A 17,001-nucleotide genomic window follows, 5' to 3' on the forward strand; every position below is an offset into this window, starting at 1 on the left:
CGACTTACACCAGGCGGTGTCGTGTTGACAAAGATCGATGACCAAAGCGGGGAAGTATTACAAGGAGCTGTTTTTGAGTTACAGAACCGAGAAGGAGAAACACTACAAACCGGTTTAACTACAGGAGAAGATGGAAAACTGGCGATTGACGGCTTAGCACCAGGAGCATATCAGCTGGTAGAAACTCAAGCGCCAACGGGGTATGAATTAGATGCGACACCGATCGAGTTTGAGATCGAAAGAAGTCAGACAGCGGTGGTAGAATTGACGAAAGAAAATCGACTTACACCAGGCGGTGTCGTGTTGACAAAGATCGATGACCAAAGCGGGGAAGTATTACAAGGAGCTGTTTTTGAGTTACAGAACCGAGAAGGAGAAACACTACAAACCGGTTTAACTACAGGAGCAGATGGAAAACTGGCGATAGATGGCTTAGCACCAGGAGCATATCAGCTGGTAGAAACTCAAGCGCCAACGGGGTATGAATTGGATGCGACACCAGTAACTTTCAAGATCGAAAAAGAACAAGAAGCGGCGATCTTTTTAACAAAAGAGAATAGAAAAGTTGCTGATAGCTCAGATATAAGAGGAAACACTCCAACAAGCAGTGGAAATAAGCATCTTCCAAAAACTGGAGAAACCACCATTAGCCAGTTTATATTGTCAATATTGGGTGTGCTACTTGTTTTCATCAGTATAAAATTTAGAAAGAAACGAAATATATGAGCTAAAATAAAAAATTGAATAAGCATAGTTTTTAAAATTAACTAGTACCCATTAATTGAATGGAAACTACCGATTTTAGAAGGGGTATACAAACAAATATTAGTATCGAAGTAGAGAAGGTTGAACCCAACCAGTAAATAAGTAAAGACAATTTTGTGCTGCGTTGAGAAGTGAAAAATAAACCTTTGTAGTAATACTAGTTAATAAAAAATATACAAAAACACTGCGAAAATCATTCTTGAGTTTCGCAGTGTTTTTTGCCTAATAACTCAAGTTTATTGGGTAATACTTTGATTTTCTTTCTACAAATAATCAGCGATCAGTTGTAATTTTTTCTCTAGTTTTAATGGCTCTTTGTCAATAAGGAGAAAAACAAGTCGGGTCTTTTGTCTCGAAAAGCTTCAACCAACTCGTGAATAAAGGTTACGCCTCCTTGAAAGGCGTGGAAAAACCAAATAATCGATCAATCACCAATTTCGCATTTGGTAGAACATGTTTGGTGAGCTGAAAGTAGGTGGCGTTCATGTCTGTAACTAAGAATTCTATTTCTTTAGGATTAGTGCAGCTAAGGAAATAGTTTGTTAATCGAGGAATTTTTTGTGTAAGTAAATTTTCTCGATTAATTTTTCTGTCTCGCCATCCGCGGAAATAAAACTCAGTTTATCCTCAACGGAAACGTGAGAACGAAATTCACAACCCTCAACACTCAAGACAGAATTCTTTTGGAAGACTTTGGTAAATAGCTTTTCAACTCTTTCAATGTGCGAATAACGGTTGTCAAAGATACCTAACAACTTTTCGAAATAAAAAATAGCGACACTTTTTCAGTCAGTAAAGAAGTGATTTTATGTCTGACATGATTTGAAATCGAGTGCCTTGGACGGATAAAATAACTTTGAGCGGTCCAATGGCTTCGACAGTTTTTACAGGTATAGCGCTGCTTTTTTAGGCGTATAACCATTGGCATATGATTATATTATTCAAAGTGGACAATGGTTTCCTTCTTCTTGTTTTTCACCACCATTAATTTCCTATTTCCATCTACCACAGCAGAACCACAATTTCTACAGACACATGGAGCAGGGAAGAGAACTGCAGCAACGATCAATGTTTTTTTCTTCTGTAAGGTTTCGTAAGAGACCTCTGTAATCATCAAATTTTTGTCTATTGATCTCAGAATTTTTTTGATAGAACCATTCATAAAGCATATCGTTCTCTCAGTTGTTTATTTTGTGGTGATTTAATCATACAAGAAAACGATATGTTTTTTTATAAAAACATGAATAGGAAAAATAGTTGACAAGAAAATGACAACGCCATATGATGTTCCATAGTATTTACAACCTGTCATAGATGACTGTAAAAAATAAAAGTAAAAAGAAAGGACGACAACAGGTGGATTTTTATCAGTCTCTACAACTAGATCCGTTTATTTTAAAACAAAAAATACGAGAAGCAGCTTCTAAAAAAGAAAAGTGCATGTATATTTGTTCATTGTTTTTACGATCATTATTCATCGTATTGTTTGCCATTTGTTTTATCATTATAATTACAACATTATTTGAATCGAAGCATAAACCATACGCTGTGGTTTTATTCTGTATGTTGATGAGTATTCGTTTTGTTGACTTTGGTTATAAGATTTCCCATTCGATCATAGGTTTAGCAATCGTCATGTTCTCACTATTAGTAGCACCGTATGTCCAGCTGATCAAATGGTCAGTTATGGGCATGTTGATTCATTTTATTTTACTAAGCAGCATATTAATGGCAACCGCTAGTGATCCCAAAATGGGGAATGCTTCTTTGTACGGCTTTTCATATCTCTTTATTGTTTATTCGTTACCTAAAGATTCGTTGAACAAGAATTTCTTTACACAAACAAGTAGCTTATTATTTTTGTTTTTTTGTTGGTTTTCAGTTCTCCTTTACAGAAAACATCGAGAAAAGAACAAAGACAAAAGCTTGTTTAAAGAGATTTTTTTGAAAGGCATGTATTCGCAGGAAAAAATTTGGATGCTCATCTATGCATTTGGCATTAGTCTTTTGATCGTTGCAGGAGAGTATGTCCCTTTTCAGCGATTGATGTGGGCAGGGTTTGCATTTTCTTCTATTGTATCTAGCTATGGATTGATGTCGATTGGTTTCAAAGAACGAGCAGTAGACCGAATCATTGGCTCATTGATTGGATGTGTTTTATTTATTGGTATCAGCCAATTTATTCCTTTTAACTGGGTCGGTATATTAGGTGGTCTAGCTTTAGGTGTTTGTTCTACCTATAGATATAAAACAGTTTTTAATTCTTTTGGTGCTTTGGCAATCACTGCCAGTTTATTCGGGGTTCCAGGAGCAGTAACGATCCGCATTTTTGAGAATATCCTTGGGGTATGTTTAGGAATCATGTATATTGGGGTGACTGAAATACTTATCCGAAAAATAAGAGAAAAACACGGTTTGAATCATTAGATGAGATCGAATAAAAAATAAGGAAAAAGTGAAGATACACATGGATGATAAATTGCTATCATTCCATGTGTATCTTTTTACGGTAAATCAGTGAAACGTTCGACTTTCATTTTTAATTTATACTTTTTACGGAGTTCGTTTATTTGAGCCATCATTTCGGATTTGTGATGCTTTTCGATTGCTTCTTCATCTTTCCAACGGTCGATCAGTAAAAGAGATTCTGGATCTTCTAGTGGAAAGTAATAGTCATATTTCTCGTTTCCTTCTTCTGCACGAATCGCTTTGACAATGTTTCTTTCGACCATTTCTTCTGCAAATTTTCTGGCTTGTCCATTTGTACTTGTATACAAAATATTCACTGTGATACTCACTAAATCCCCTCCTGAAAAAATTCTATCACTAGTATATCACGGTGCCAGAAATTATTATTCAAGATATGATACACATTTTTTCCGCAATGCTACGGAAATATATATTTTGAATAGAAAACGCTTACAAGATATGCTTGTTTTATAAAAATAAAAGGAGTGATTGATTTATGAAAAAAGCATTGATTATTTGTGCGGCAGGAATGTCATCCTCGATGATGGCCTCAAAGACAACGGATTTCTTTAAGCAAAAAGGAGAAGAGGTACTCGTAGATGCAGTTTCAGCTACAGAAGGCGATAATATGATTAAGAATAGTGATTTTGATTTATTTCTGATCAGCCCGCAAACGACGATGTTTTTGGATAAATTCAAAAAATTAGGAGAATCTGTTGGAAAACCTGTTGTTAGTATCCCTTTCCAAGCGTATGTCCCAATCCCTACAGGCATCCAGAAGTTAGCAGAGGTGATCGAAGAGAACATATGATGGAATAGGAGTGGATGATAATGAAACAGAAGGAAAAATTGCTGTTGAGATATTTGATTGATCACAAGAAGGAGTACGTCACCAGTCAACGTTTAGCTTCTGAATTGTTATTATCTGATCGGACAATCCGTAATTACTTGCAGCGGATCAAAGAGTTAGTAGAAAAAAACGGAGGTAAGATCATTGCTAAACCAGGTTATGGCTACCAACTGCATATTTTACAAAGACTGACATTTGACTTGTTTTTGAGTCGGCAAGAAATAGTACCTGGATATGCTAGAGAACCTCAAGGATTTTATGAGTCCGAAGATCGACAAAAGTATATATTGAACCAATTGCTTTTGGAAGATGCCATTCTTTTTATGGATGATTTGGCAGAAGAGCTTTATATCAGTCGTTCCAGTTTGACAAAGGACATGCAAGAAATCAAGGAGCGATTGATTCCATATTCACTAAAAATCGTTTCTAAGCATGGTCAAGGGACATGGATCGAAGGGGAAGAAAGAAATCGACGGCATTTTATCATGGATACTTTTTTTGGAAACCATTATGGAAATTCATTGAAAGAATATTTAGGACAAAGCCGTTTTTTCCCAGACATCAGTTTTGAAGAGCTAGTCATTATCATTCTCGATGAAACAAGAGAAGCTAAGTTAAAAGTTTCGGATTTTATCATACAGAATCTGACTTTACACTTGGCTTTGGGGATCAAACGGCTCCGAGAAGGGTTTGAAATCAAGGAATTAGGCATCGAACAAGAAGTTTCTAAGCGAGTAGAGTATCAAGTGGCGCAGCGGATCGTTCAACGTATTGAGGTAATCGCAGGTGTATCGTTTCCCGAAGAAGAAATTGCTTATTTGACATTACATCTCATGGCTAAGTCGAATCACAAAGAAAATAAAAATGATCAGGAACTATCAAAGGAATTAGCGAAAGTTCTGAAAAGATTGTCTCAGGAATTTCATTTTTCATTAGTAGAAGATCTCCAGCTTTTCAATGGACTACTCGATCATTTGTCACCGATGATGATTCGATTGAGCCGAGGTATTCGCATTGAGAACCCATTGACTGAGGAGATAAAGAAAGAAAATCCCAAAGTCTTTGACGCAGTAAAAAGGCATTTCAGCAACATGCCGGCTTTGAAAAACTATACCATCAATGAAGATGAATGGGCCTATTTGGCTTTGCATCTCATGGCGGCATTGGAAAAAGAAAGAGCTGCGCATAAACTACATGCATTGATTATCTGTGCAACGGGTTACGGCAGTGCCCAACTATTAAAGAATCGTGTAGTCAGTGAATTCGGTAAAAATATTACAGTGGTAAGTGTAAAAGGCTATTATGAGATCAATGAAACAACTTTAAAAGGAATCGACCTGATTATTTCTTCTATTGATCTTTCGACAATGTTTTTCAAAATTCCAGTTTTACATGTCAGTATTTTTTTGAATGAAGATGATGTTCGTAAAATACGAAAGGTAATTGGAGAATCTATACCCTATCATTCCTCAGATAGACCGATACCAGCATTTTCTCTACAGCAAAAAAAGCAGATTTACACCGAACAGTTGTCTGAAAAATTTTTCAAGACTTATACGTACGAACCGAAAAAGGAAGAAATTCTTCATGATTTGCTGCAAAAGCTGAGCATAAATGAAGAAGAAGGATATATAAGAGAAATGCGAAAGCAGATCCAGCAACGTGAAAATATGGGACAAATCATATTCAGTGATACAGTGGCAGTCCCACATCCCGCTGTTCCAGTTGGAATCGAAACAAAGGTAGCCGTTGCATTGATTCCTTCAGGGATGCAATGGAATCAGTATCAAGGAATCCATTTTGTTTTTCTAGTTTCGCCTTCTTATATCGAAAATGAAGGAATTACGGTCGTGACCAAAGCAATCGTTAGGTTAGTTGACCAGCTAAACGTGCAACAGGAAATCTTAGCTGAACCTATTTTTGAGAATTTCAGCAGTAAATTTATCAAACTGATCGAATAAGGAGGATAACAGGTGGCTGAAAAAATAAACAGTGAAACGCTACAAGTGACGTCTTTTGATATCATTTTTCATAGCGGAAATGCACGAACACTGATACATGAAGCATTTCGCTCGATGCGTAAGGAGATGTTTGAAGAAGTAGAAGAGAAGTTGCGACAAGCAAATGAAGAGATTCTTCATGCGCATCAATCACAAACTCAACTTCTGAAAGAATATGCTAGTGGGACAAAAATAGAAATGGAAATTATCATGGTCCATGCACAAGATCATCTGATGACGACGATGACATTATTGGAAGTTGCACAGGAAATGAATTATTTGTATCAAAAAAATAAATAGAAAGGAAGATTTATTGTGCAGGATACAGTAAAAAAGAAAAACGAATTAGAAAAAAAGCAACTTAGTTTGAAAAACATGTATTTCAATCGTTATCTGTTCGTACGCTATCTGACTGCCTTTTTCTTTTTCATGAACATGCAATGGATGATTCTGCTTCTATCAGCTAAAAGTTTAGGAAGCAGTTTACCAATGGTTCTACTTTTAGCTATTTTGCCTGCAGTAGGAGAACAAGTAAAGCTTTATCGAAAACACCAAACGAACGTTCCATGGACAAAGTGGTATTTTTTGTTCCAGAGTGTCTTTAATTTATTATTGATTCCAGTGTTGTTCACCTCAGGATTTACACCCTTGTATCCTTTTATGGCAAATAACAATAGAGGACAGCTATTTGTTTTCATTCTTATTGTAAGCGGTATTTTTGTCAGTGTATTTATCCAGTATCGTTTAAAGAAAATTTCGCTCAATCAAGATCAGCAGTATATCCGTATAAAACAATATGAAAAAGCGTTGTATTTAGGAAAGGAGAATAATTAATGTTTGATTTTTTGCAGAAATACCTGATGGGACCTATGGGGAAAATTGCGCAACTTAAAATCGTTCGGGCTGTCATGGCAGCGGGGATGGCTTCTATTCCTTTCACGATTGTAGGTTCGATGTTTTTGGTTTTGAATATTTTGCCATTACCGTTCCCATTTTTAGAAGGATTTTTTAATGCAACTTTTTTCAAAGTTAGTGACTTGTACATGATCGTCAATACAATGACGATGGGGATTTTATCTATTTACTTTGCCATTGTGTTTGCTTATGAATTAACGTCAATTGAACGAGATGAACAAAAGTTGAACGTTAATCCGCTCACGGGGGCATTACTATCTGTTTTTGCATTCTTTATGTGTATCCCTGAATTGATCATGACTGATGGTAAAATCAGCTTGATTGCTTCTATCAATGAGACAGAAACTGTAGTAAATGGTATTAGGATGGGCTCTTTTGTCGAACGTTTAGGAACTTCAGGAATTTTTACAGCTATTATTATGTCGATTATTGCGGTCGAATTGTATTGTATGTGTGTCAAAAGAAATTGGGTCATAAAAATGCCAGATGTTGTTCCGCCAGGAGTTTCTCGTTCTTTCACTGCTCTGATCCCAACATTTGTCATTGCGTTTGTGGTGATGATCATCAATGGATTATTAGTTGCGCTAGGAACGGATATCTTCAAAATGATTGCTATCCCATTTGGGTTTGTTACGCAGTTGACGAATACATGGCTTGGTGTCATGGTGATTTATTTCTTGATCCATGCATTGTGGATCGTAGGGATCCATGGAGCGAATATCATCACTTCTTTCTTGACCCCGATCGTATTAGCTAATATGACAGCTAACGCACAAGGCGCAAATTATCCGTTGGCAGGAGAATTCAACAATTCTTATGTAACCGTTGGTGGATCAGGTGCGACTTTAGGATTGATCATCTTTATTGCATTCCTCGCGAAATCTGATCAGCTGAAAGTGTTAGGAAAAGCCTCACTTGTACCAGGATTATTCAATATCAATGAACCAATCATTTTCGGGATGCCAATCGTCTACAATCCCTATTTAGCGGTTCCGTTTTTCTTAGCTCCGATGGCTTCTGCTACACTCGCTTATTTTGCCATTCGGCTGGAAATCGTCAAACCGATGCTTGCACAGATGCCGTGGCCTTCACCAGTCGGGATCGGAGCATTTGTTGGTAGTGGTGGTGATTGGAAAGCGGCTGTGTTAGCAGTCATTTGTGCAATCATCGCATTCATTATCTGGTTCCCATTTATCAAATTCTATGATAATAAATTATTAAATGAAGAAAGAGAAAAGGCAGCAGAATTAGCTAGTGAAAAGTTAAAATGATTTCTAAGAAAAAAGGAACTGTGACAAAAAATCACAGTCCCTTTTTTTCTTAGAAATGGGAAACCACTAGTATATAAATACCATTATTCTTCAATTAACCGCTTCACGATTGCATAATCCCCTTCATAAGGTTCATCTACACCATTGATTTTTTGATAGGGATCCACGCCTTTTCCCGCAATAACGACTGAATCTTGCGGAGCGCTTTCTGCTAAAGCGCGTCGAATCGCTTCAGGACGATCCATTTCATAATGAACGATCAAATCTGGATTAGTAATTGCTTCATTGATTTCTTCCGCGATTTTTTTCGGATCTTCAAATGCTGGGTCATCTGCCGTCAAAAAGGCGATGTCAGCTGTTTCTGATAGCACTTTTCCAAAATCATGTCGACGGGAGATTGCTTTGTTTCCTGGGCTGCCTAATACAACAATTACACGGCCATCTGGATGTTCATTTTTGGCAAATTCCAGCAATGTTTTCAAGCTTAGATAATTATGTGCGTAGTCCACATAGACATGCGCTCCATTGGATTGGATCAATTGATCCATTCGGCCTGGTACACGAGCTTCTTTTAATCCGTCTTGTGCATCTTGACTGGAGGCACCTGTTAGTGCTGCGGCAATGATCGCACTGGCTGCATTTTCTTGGTTGAATCCTCCAGCCAGCAAAATATCATAAGCAGTATCGCAGATAGCTAAGCGATCTTCATGAGAAGATAAAGTAAAACCGTGAGTACCTTTATCTGAACGGATCACTTGATAGTTGCTTTCTTCCGAACGACCATAAGTGATCGTTGGAATCTGGAATAGATCGGCTGTTTCCCTAAGTAAATCAAAATAGTCACTTTCATGATTTAAAACAACTGTTTTTGAATTCAAGATCAATTGTCGCTTGCAATAGAAATAGTCATCAAATGTCGGATGTTCGATCGGACTGATATGGTCAGGCGAGATATTCAAGAAGATTCCGACATCTAAAGTCAAGCCGTATACGCGTTGTGTTTTGTAAGCTTGTGAAGAAACTTCCATCACTAGATGAGTCATACCATTTTCAACTGCTTCTGACATCATACGATATAAATCTAATGACTCAGGCGTTGTCAAATGGGATTTGAAATATGTTTTGCCATCTAACGTTGTATTCATAGTAGAAAGCAATGCTGTTTTTTTATTTGTTGTGTGATCCAAGATTGCTTTTGTAAAGTACGCAGCAGTTGTTTTACCTTTTGTTCCAGTGAATCCGATCACTTTCAATTTATTTTGCGGATAGTCGTAAAAAGCCATAGCAAGAAGCGCCATTGCTTTACGGATATCCGTTACGATGATTCCTACTGCTGAATTTTCGTATGGTTGTTCTGATACATAATATTGAATACCCTGTTCGATTGCTGAATCCAAATATTCTTCTTTGAAATTCATTCCTTTACAGAAAAACAAAGTAGAAGCATCAGCTTTTCTTGAATCATAACTTAACTGAAGAAATTCAGCTTTTTCTGGTACATCAAGATGCCAGCCTCTTGTTGAAACAAATTCTTTTAATAGATTTTCTTTTAATAGTAAATGACGGATGTCTTCTAAAGAGAAGCTCATTGATTGATCCCTCGCTTCATTCAATTTCTTGGTTTATTATAGCACACTCTTTTTAATATATCGTTTGTTTCCGCTATGACAAAATCCAGCTTTATTCAAATTTTCTTGACACAGGGGACAAGCGGATGAGTATTTTCATAAACAATGAACTGACTGTAATAGATAGGAGAACGAATAGTGTCTCCAACAATCCAAAAACATAATAATTCAAAAAGACGATAAGACTATTGGTAAGTAAAAGTCCTTGCGGCATTGGAAGCCGAAAAAATTTGTGGAAAATAATCGGCGGTATCGTTATACCGCCATTTGAGGCCCCGACTGTGTACAATGTGTAAACCCCAAGACTGAACAAAAGACTTCCTGAAATCAGTGAAAAGAAATGTGAGGAGATCATTTCCACTTTTGGAACAATCTCTAAAACAACAGGAAAAAGCAGACTTCCCGCTACAGTCTTAAAAAATACTGATTTTCCTAATAGGACAGCGGCTAGAAGCAGCATCATAAGATTGATGCTCCAAACAGTAACTGAGCGTTGGATAGAAAAGGCCGTTTCAACTAAATGTCCGATGGCGCCCACTCCGGCGGAAGCTATATCGTGAGGGAGCAAGAACCAATTCAATCCAACTGTGATAAAGAAAAGACCTAAAAATATAACGGGTAGTTTTTTTATTTCTTGTGTCATTGATATCTCCTATAAATGTTAGCCATAAAAGGCTGTATATTTCTTTACTTTACCAAAAAAACGAAACCGAATTCAAAAAAACAATTGTTCTTATAAAAGTTATATAAAATCGATTGCCAGTTTCTGTTTTACCAATTAAAATGATAGTAATGTTTTGTAGAAAGTTGGAATCTGACCGATGGATAATCAAAGAAAACCAGCATTAGATCAATTAACACCGCAAGAAAAAATGGCACGAGGCTCTGCTTGGATGACCGCCAGTAATATCATTTCAAGATTGCTAGGCGCTGTCTATATCATTCCCTGGTATGCTTGGATGGGCGAAAATGCTAAGGCTGCCAATGGATTATTCAATATGGGATACAATATATATGCATTGTTTCTACTGATCTCTACAGCAGGAATACCTGCTGCGATTGCAAAACAAACTGCACGCTATAATTCATTGAATGAATATGGCACTTCACGACGATTATTTATCCGTGCATTACAGATGATGGGCGGGTTAGGCCTATTGTTTGCTTTGTTCATGTACATCGCCTCTCCTTGGCTAGCTCATGCTTCTGGTGGCGGAGAAGAACTGATTCCAACGATGCGTTCTTTGAGTATCGCTGTATTGGTTTTTCCTTGTATGAGTGTGATACGAGGGTATTTTCAAGGCAATCAAGAAATGATGCCTTATGCGCTGTCGCAGATTGTAGAACAGGTGGCACGTATTTTTTATATGCTATTGGCTACATTCATCATCATGAAAGTCATGGATGGTGACTATGTGACGGCGGTCACGCAATCAACTTTCGCGGCATTTATCGGTATGCTAGCAAGTATTCTTGTCCTTTTGTATTTTTTGAAGAAACATCAAGCGTATACATCGGCGTTTATTCACTACAGCGAAAACAAAGTAAATATTGCAACGAAGGAATTGTTGTTAGATACCGTTAAAGAAGCGATTCCGTTTATTATTGTGGGTTCAGGGGTAACGATCTTCAAATTAGTCGATCAGTTCACTTTTATGAAGATCATGTCTGCATCCACCGAGTATTCCAATGCACAGTTACTGGATCTTTTTTCGATTTTTAGTGCCAATCCAGATAAGTTGACGATGGTAGTTATCGCATTGGCAACATCGATCGCGTCTACTGGGTTACCGTTGATTACAGAAGCTGTTACGTTGAAAGATCGAGTAGGTCTGGCAAAATTGACAAGCGGAAATTTACAGTTGTTTTCATTTTTTATGTTTCCGGCGACATTTGGTGTTATGTTACTTGCCTATCCGCTAAATACATTATTTTATACACCGGATTCTCTAGGAAGTAATGTACTGATCCAAGCAAGTTTTGTAGGACTCTTCCTAGGACTATATATGCTAGTTTCCAACATGCTGCAAGGAATGTTTGAAAACAAGGCGGCAATTAATTATTTGGTTATTGGGTTTCTAGTGAAACTCCTTCTTCAATACCCAGCCATTCGTTTATTTGAAGTATACGGCCCTTTATTGGCGACAATGATCGGATTTGCTGTGTCTTGTACCTTGATCTTAAAGAGAATCCATGAAGTAGCCCGCTTTAAACCAAGTTTTGTCTGGCGCAGGACATTGCTGATCTTTATTCTTACCTTGATTATGCTTTTGGCTTCGTGGATCACAAAGATGATTTTTGGTGCTTTTTTAAACGAAGATAGCAAATTCCAGTCTCTATTGTTGATTCTTGTAGTAGCAGGTATAGGGGCTTTAGTGTATGGTTATTTAGCTTTGAAAATCCGCTTGGCAGAAAGACTACTAGGACCAGGAATAGCGCGTTTACGACATAAATTAAAAATAAAATAAGTGAATCAGAAGAGCTAGATTGATGCTCTTTTGAAATGGGGGAAACGCATGCGTTTAGATAAGTTTTTAGCAGATATGGGACTTGGCAGCCGCAAAGAAGTCAAAGGATTGATCAAAAAAGGAACGATCGAAGTCAATGGACAAGTGGTGAAAAGCGATAAAGCGCAAGTAAATGAATTCGAAGATGCGGTTACTTATTTAGGAGAAATCATTACGTATCAAAAAGATTTTTACTACATTTTGCATAAACCTGCAGGAGTCATTTCTGCTACTCAGGATAATCATGATCAAACCGTAATCGATTTATTGGAAGACCAGGATTATCGGGAAGATCTTTTTCCAGTCGGCCGATTAGATAAAGACACAGAGGGCCTCTTGATTTTAACGAATGACGGGGTGTTTGCCCATCAGTTACTATCACCTAAAAAACATGTGGAGAAAGAATATCTAGCTGAGGTTAGCGGTATAATGACAGAAGAAGATATCCGTTTATTTGCAGAAGGACTGATTATTGATGGCGATGAGCAGACATTGCCGGCAAAACTCCAAATTGATCAAGTAGATCAAGAGACAGAAACTTCAATTATCCGTCTGATTTTGCATGAAGGAAAGTTTCACCAAGTTAAGCGAATGGTCAAAGCAGTAGGAAAAGAAGTCTTATATTTAAAAAGAATCCGTATGGGAAAATTTTGGCTGCCTAAAGATTTGAGTAAAGGGCAATATCGACCCATGACCAAAGAAGAGCTAGAACAAGTGAGAGAAAAATAATTGAATGGATAGCTAAAAGAATAAGCAGAGTAGTTGTAGCGCCATCTGAAAAGCAGACTTGTCCGTCTGACTTTCGGATGGCTTTTTTGTGAAATTTCGGCTTATTTCCGTAGAAGCTACTTCTGGAACACCGTTTGTTCGGAATAAGGGACTGTGACAAGACTTTTGTCACAGTCCCCATTGTTCCTTGTGACTCAGAGTTAGATAGTAAGGACACGATCTCCCTAATACTCAGGCCAAAACGCTGAATTCACAACCTCTGATAAACGGTGTTCAATCAGCTGACCCTCGGTATTAGCTCAAAAAACGGCAAAATATGAGGAACTATTTTCCCGTTTTTTTCTCTAATACTCAGGACAAAACGCTGATTTCACAACCTCTCCTATACTTTGTTTCATTTTCCCTATACTTTGTTTATTTATTCTCATTATTGAAAGCGCTATAATTACGTTGCGAATGAATCGAAAGGGGTTTTTAGATGAAAAAACGAAAGGGGTTCAATCATTTTTTTATGAATCTATGGCGTTATAAAGCACTTGTCCTGATGGCTGTACCGGGTATGCTTTGGATGATTTTTTTCTTTTACATACCTGTAATGGCGAATGTCGTAGCATTCAAAAATTTTCATATTTCAGCAGATGGGTTCTTGGCTAGCTTGAGGGAAAGTCCTTGGGTGGGTTGGGAAAATTTCAAATTTTTATTTTCTTCGGATCAAGCATTTCTCATCACTAAAAATACAATTTTATATAATGTAGCATTTATCCTTTTGAATCTGCTGATCTCAGTCGTATTTGCAATCATTATGAGCGAGTTGAGAAATAAACGACTCGTTAAAGTTTATCAAACGATGTCCTTACTACCTTATTTTCTATCTTGGGTCATTATCAGTTACTTTGTTTACGCTTTTTTAAGTCCTGACAAAGGAATATTCAATCAGTGGATCACTGGACATGGAGGAGAAGCTGTCAATTGGTATAATGAACCGAAATATTGGCCGTTTATCTTGGTGTTCATTGGTACATGGAAAGGGATTGGTTATAACAGCATTATTTACTTTGCATCTGTTATGGGAATCGATCCGACTTATTATGAAGCTGCTATGGTTGATGGAGCTAGCAAATGGCAGCAGATCAAACATGTGACGATACCACAACTTATTCCACTAATGACGATTTTAACGATTTTAGCCGTAGGAAACATTTTCCGAGCTGATTTTGGCCTGTTTTATAACATTCCTAGGAATTCCGGTGCATTATATGATGTGACTCAAGTTTTGGATACGTATATCTACAATGGCCTGACATCCACAGGAGATTTTGGTATGACGGCTGCTGCAGGACTTTACCAATCAGTTGTCGGCTTTGTCTTGTTGATGATCACAAATACGATCGCCCGACGTTTTGATAGCGATTCTGCATTATTCTAAGGAGGAAAAAAATGAAAAAAAAGAAAGTGGAGAGAGTCCAAGTCCGCTCTTTCAATAAGACGGCTAATTTTTTCTCTAATATAATGATTGCACTCTTTGCTATTTCCTGTATTTTGCCATTTATATTTGTTATCGCCATCTCTTTTACCGATGAGTCCATATTGTCGACTCACGGGTACAGTTTTTGGCCAGAAAAGTTCAGTATATTTGGTTATACGTACTTGTTCGACCAGATGCAGGATAAAATTTTCCAAGCGCTTTTCGTCACTGTACTTGTTACTGTTTTAGGTACACTGATCAATAGCACGGCTACTTCTTTATATGCTTATGCGATTTCACGGTCAAACTTTCCATTCCGTCGTTTTTTTACCGTTTTTTGTTTGATTACGATGTTGTTCTCACCAGGGATGGTGGCCAATTATCTTGTTATGACAAATCTTCTTCAGTTAAAAGATACGATTTGGGCATTGATCTTGCCAATGGCTGTCAGTCCCTTCAATATTATTGTGATGCGCACATTCTTTAAACGTTCGGTCTCTGATTCGATTATTGAATCGGCACGGATCGATGGAGCTAGCGAACTGCGAATATTTGTTCAGATTGTTTTACCGTTAGCTGTTCCAGGTATTGCGACAATCAGTTTATTTGCCGCATTGGGTTACTGGAATGACTGGTTCAATGCTTTACTATACATCCAAGATGATAAGCTAGTTCCACTACAGTATCTTTTGATGAAAATCCAAAGTAATATTCAATATCTGACACAAAATTCAGGAGCAGGAAGCCAATTGACAGGCGGATTAGCCTCAGTTCCAGGAGAATCTGCCAGAATGGCGATCGTAGTCATCTCGACGTTGCCTATTGCGATCAGCTATCCATTTTTCCAGAAGCATTTTGTCAAAGGTCTAACAATCGGCGGAGTAAAAGAATAAAGAAACAAAAATATAAATCATAAAATTAGGAGGAAGAAAAATGAAGTTATGGAAGAAACTAGCCTTTACAGGTGTTTCAGCGTTGTTGTTGGGAACATTAGCAGCATGCGGAGGTTCTGGTTCTAAAGACCAGGCAGAAGCTAGCAATTCGGACACTTTGCAGATGTATCAAATCGGAGATAAACCAGATAATTTCGATCAATTGATGGAAGTAGCAAACAAACGAATCGAAAAAGAGATCGGTGTAAAAGTCAATATCAATTACATTGGCTGGGGCGATTACGAAAAGAAAATGAACGTCATCATTTCTTCCGGGGAAAATTATGATATCGCCTTTGCGAACAACTATGTTTCCAATGCCCAAAAAGGAGCCTTTGCTGATTTGACTGAATTAGCGCCTAAGTACGCTGAAAAAGCTTATAATGATTTAGATGAAGCATATATTAAAGGAAATCTGGTCAATGGAAAATTATATGCTTTCCCAGTCAATGGAAATGTCTTTGCTCAACAAGTACTTACTTTTAACAAAGCTTTACTAGATAAATACGATCTTTCAATTGATGGAATCCAATCTTACGCTGATGCAGAAAAAGTCTTGAAGGAATTCCATGAAAAAGAACCAAACACGGCAGCTTTTGCCATTGGACAAGGCTTCAAAGTCCAAGGGAACTTTGATTATCCTTTAGGGAATACGTTACCGTTTGCTATTGATCTGGATGGAGATGATTCGAAAATCATCAACCAATACGATAATGAAACGTATATCGGACTGTTACGTACAATGCATAGCTGGTACAAACAAGGACTCATTCCAAGTGACGCTGCAACGAGCAATAAGGATTATCCACTAGAAGGAAATACTTGGCTAATGCGTGGAGAAACACAAGGACCGTATGATTATGGCGATACAATTTTGACAAATGCAGCAAAACAAGAACTTGTCTCAAAAGCAATTACTGTTCCACTAAAATCTACAGCTCAAGCACAAATGGCAAATTTTGTCGTATCAAATACTTCAAAAAATAAAGAAAAATCAGTAGAACTTCTAGGGCTGCTTAACAGTGATCCAGAATTATTGAATGGGCTTGTTTGGGGGATCGAAGGAGAAGCATGGGAAAAAGTCGATGGTTCAGATGATAAAATCAAATTGCTAGATGGTTATCAGCCAAATACACATATGTCTGCTTGGAATACAGGAAACAACAAGATTCTATATACACAAGAGTCTATTACGGATGACATGATTGCCAAACGTGATCAATCGATTGCTGATGCAGAAACTTCACCGATTTTAGGATTCAGCTTCAACACTGACAGTGTCAAAACAGAATTAAGTAATATTTCTAATGTCATGAATCAATATTTAGATGGATTGAATACAGGGACTGTTGATCCAGATGAAACATTACCGAAATTGAAAGACGCTTTGGACAAGGCTGGCTATGATAAGGTATTGAAAGAAATGCAAAAACAATATGATGAGTTCCGACAAGAATAATAATGAATAAA

15 protein-coding genes and 1 pseudogene are annotated in these 17,001 nt (G+C 37.4%); 12 read left to right on the top strand and 4 right to left on the bottom strand.

Annotated elements, in window-relative coordinates; all coding sequences use genetic code 11:
- A partial coding sequence (locus OS139_RS12485) for a SpaA isopeptide-forming pilin-related protein (RefSeq protein ID WP_325066964.1) occupies nucleotides 1-726 on the top strand: 726 nt, incomplete at its 5' end.
- 352 nt (nucleotides 727-1,078) lie between these two features.
- Here the strand turns inward: OS139_RS12485 and OS139_RS12490 are convergent.
- Nucleotides 1,079-1,927 (bottom strand): annotated as a pseudogene (locus OS139_RS12490) (transposase); the annotation flags it as partial.
- A gap of 152 nt (nucleotides 1,928-2,079) precedes the next feature.
- Here OS139_RS12490 and OS139_RS12495 point away from each other — a divergent pair.
- The gene (locus tag OS139_RS12495; RefSeq protein ID WP_002321621.1) at nucleotides 2,080-3,192 is read left to right on the top strand and encodes an FUSC family protein; all 1,113 of its coding nucleotides are present in this window, start codon (nucleotides 2,080-2,082) and stop codon (nucleotides 3,190-3,192) included.
- Nucleotides 3,193-3,269: 77 nt separating this feature from the next.
- Here OS139_RS12495 and OS139_RS12500 read toward each other — a convergent pair whose 3' ends face one another.
- The gene (locus OS139_RS12500) at nucleotides 3,270-3,563 is read right to left on the bottom strand and encodes an antibiotic biosynthesis monooxygenase family protein (RefSeq protein ID WP_002285944.1); all 294 of its coding nucleotides are present in this window, start codon (nucleotides 3,561-3,563) and stop codon (nucleotides 3,270-3,272) included.
- Nucleotides 3,564-3,730: 167 nt separating this feature from the next.
- Here OS139_RS12500 and OS139_RS12505 point away from each other — a divergent pair, with 167 nt between their 5' ends.
- From OS139_RS12505 to celB, 5 genes are read left to right on the top strand one after another with little or no spacing between them, the layout of a single operon-like run.
- Nucleotides 3,731-4,045, top strand: coding sequence for a PTS cellobiose transporter subunit IIB (locus tag OS139_RS12505; protein ID WP_002297720.1), 315 nt, complete (start codon nucleotides 3,731-3,733; stop codon nucleotides 4,043-4,045).
- Nucleotides 4,046-4,065: 20 nt separating this feature from the next.
- A complete protein-coding gene (locus OS139_RS12510) occupies nucleotides 4,066-6,045 on the top strand; it encodes a BglG family transcription antiterminator (RefSeq protein WP_002332368.1) in 1,980 nt (659 codons plus the stop codon).
- Nucleotides 6,046-6,057: 12 nt separating this feature from the next.
- Entirely contained in the window at nucleotides 6,058-6,384 is a 327-nt protein-coding gene (locus OS139_RS12515) for a PTS cellobiose transporter subunit IIA (RefSeq protein ID WP_002285954.1), read from the top strand.
- Nucleotides 6,385-6,399: 15 nt separating this feature from the next.
- Nucleotides 6,400-6,918 (top strand): hypothetical protein, encoded by a 519-nt coding sequence (locus OS139_RS12520; protein WP_002332369.1) that lies wholly within the window; start codon nucleotides 6,400-6,402, stop codon nucleotides 6,916-6,918.
- Entirely contained in the window at nucleotides 6,918-8,270 is a 1,353-nt protein-coding gene (gene celB, locus OS139_RS12525; protein ID WP_002332370.1) for a PTS cellobiose transporter subunit IIC, read from the top strand. The genes OS139_RS12520 and celB overlap by 1 nt, the downstream gene beginning before the upstream one ends.
- Before the next feature lie 83 nt (nucleotides 8,271-8,353).
- Here the strand turns inward: celB and OS139_RS12530 are convergent, their stop codons facing one another.
- Both OS139_RS12530 and OS139_RS12535 read right to left on the bottom strand, forming a co-directional pair.
- Complete coding sequence (locus tag OS139_RS12530) at nucleotides 8,354-9,859, bottom strand: UDP-N-acetylmuramoyl-L-alanyl-D-glutamate--L-lysine ligase (protein ID WP_002294486.1); 1,506 nt, start codon at nucleotides 9,857-9,859, stop codon at nucleotides 8,354-8,356.
- A gap of 91 nt (nucleotides 9,860-9,950) precedes the next feature.
- On the bottom strand, nucleotides 9,951-10,541 hold the full coding sequence (locus OS139_RS12535; protein WP_002285964.1) for a YitT family protein: 591 nt from the start codon (nucleotides 10,539-10,541) through the stop codon (nucleotides 9,951-9,953).
- Between the two features lie 178 nt (nucleotides 10,542-10,719).
- Here OS139_RS12535 and OS139_RS12540 point away from each other — a divergent pair, with 178 nt between their 5' ends.
- The 5 genes from OS139_RS12540 to OS139_RS12560 all read left to right on the top strand — a co-directional run bounded on the left by OS139_RS12540 (nucleotide 10,720) and on the right by OS139_RS12560 (nucleotide 16,990).
- Nucleotides 10,720-12,366 (top strand): putative polysaccharide biosynthesis protein, encoded by a 1,647-nt coding sequence (locus tag OS139_RS12540; protein ID WP_002332371.1) that lies wholly within the window; start codon nucleotides 10,720-10,722, stop codon nucleotides 12,364-12,366.
- A gap of 48 nt (nucleotides 12,367-12,414) precedes the next feature.
- A complete protein-coding gene (locus OS139_RS12545; protein ID WP_002332372.1) occupies nucleotides 12,415-13,134 on the top strand; it encodes a pseudouridine synthase in 720 nt (239 codons plus the stop codon).
- A 478-nt stretch (nucleotides 13,135-13,612) separates the two neighbouring features.
- Complete coding sequence (locus OS139_RS12550; RefSeq protein ID WP_002285971.1) at nucleotides 13,613-14,560, top strand: ABC transporter permease; 948 nt, start codon at nucleotides 13,613-13,615, stop codon at nucleotides 14,558-14,560.
- A gap of 11 nt (nucleotides 14,561-14,571) precedes the next feature.
- Nucleotides 14,572-15,492 (top strand): carbohydrate ABC transporter permease, encoded by a 921-nt coding sequence (locus tag OS139_RS12555; protein ID WP_002285972.1) that lies wholly within the window; start codon nucleotides 14,572-14,574, stop codon nucleotides 15,490-15,492.
- A gap of 40 nt (nucleotides 15,493-15,532) precedes the next feature.
- Nucleotides 15,533-16,990 (top strand): ABC transporter substrate-binding protein, encoded by a 1,458-nt coding sequence (locus OS139_RS12560; protein ID WP_002285974.1) that lies wholly within the window; start codon nucleotides 15,533-15,535, stop codon nucleotides 16,988-16,990.
- Nucleotides 16,991-17,001 lie beyond the last annotated feature (11 nt).

Origin of the sequence: Enterococcus sp. E4-223 (genome assembly GCF_035727065.1) — a bacterium.
GTDB classification, from domain to species: domain Bacteria; phylum Bacillota; class Bacilli; order Lactobacillales; family Enterococcaceae; genus Enterococcus_B; species Enterococcus_B faecium.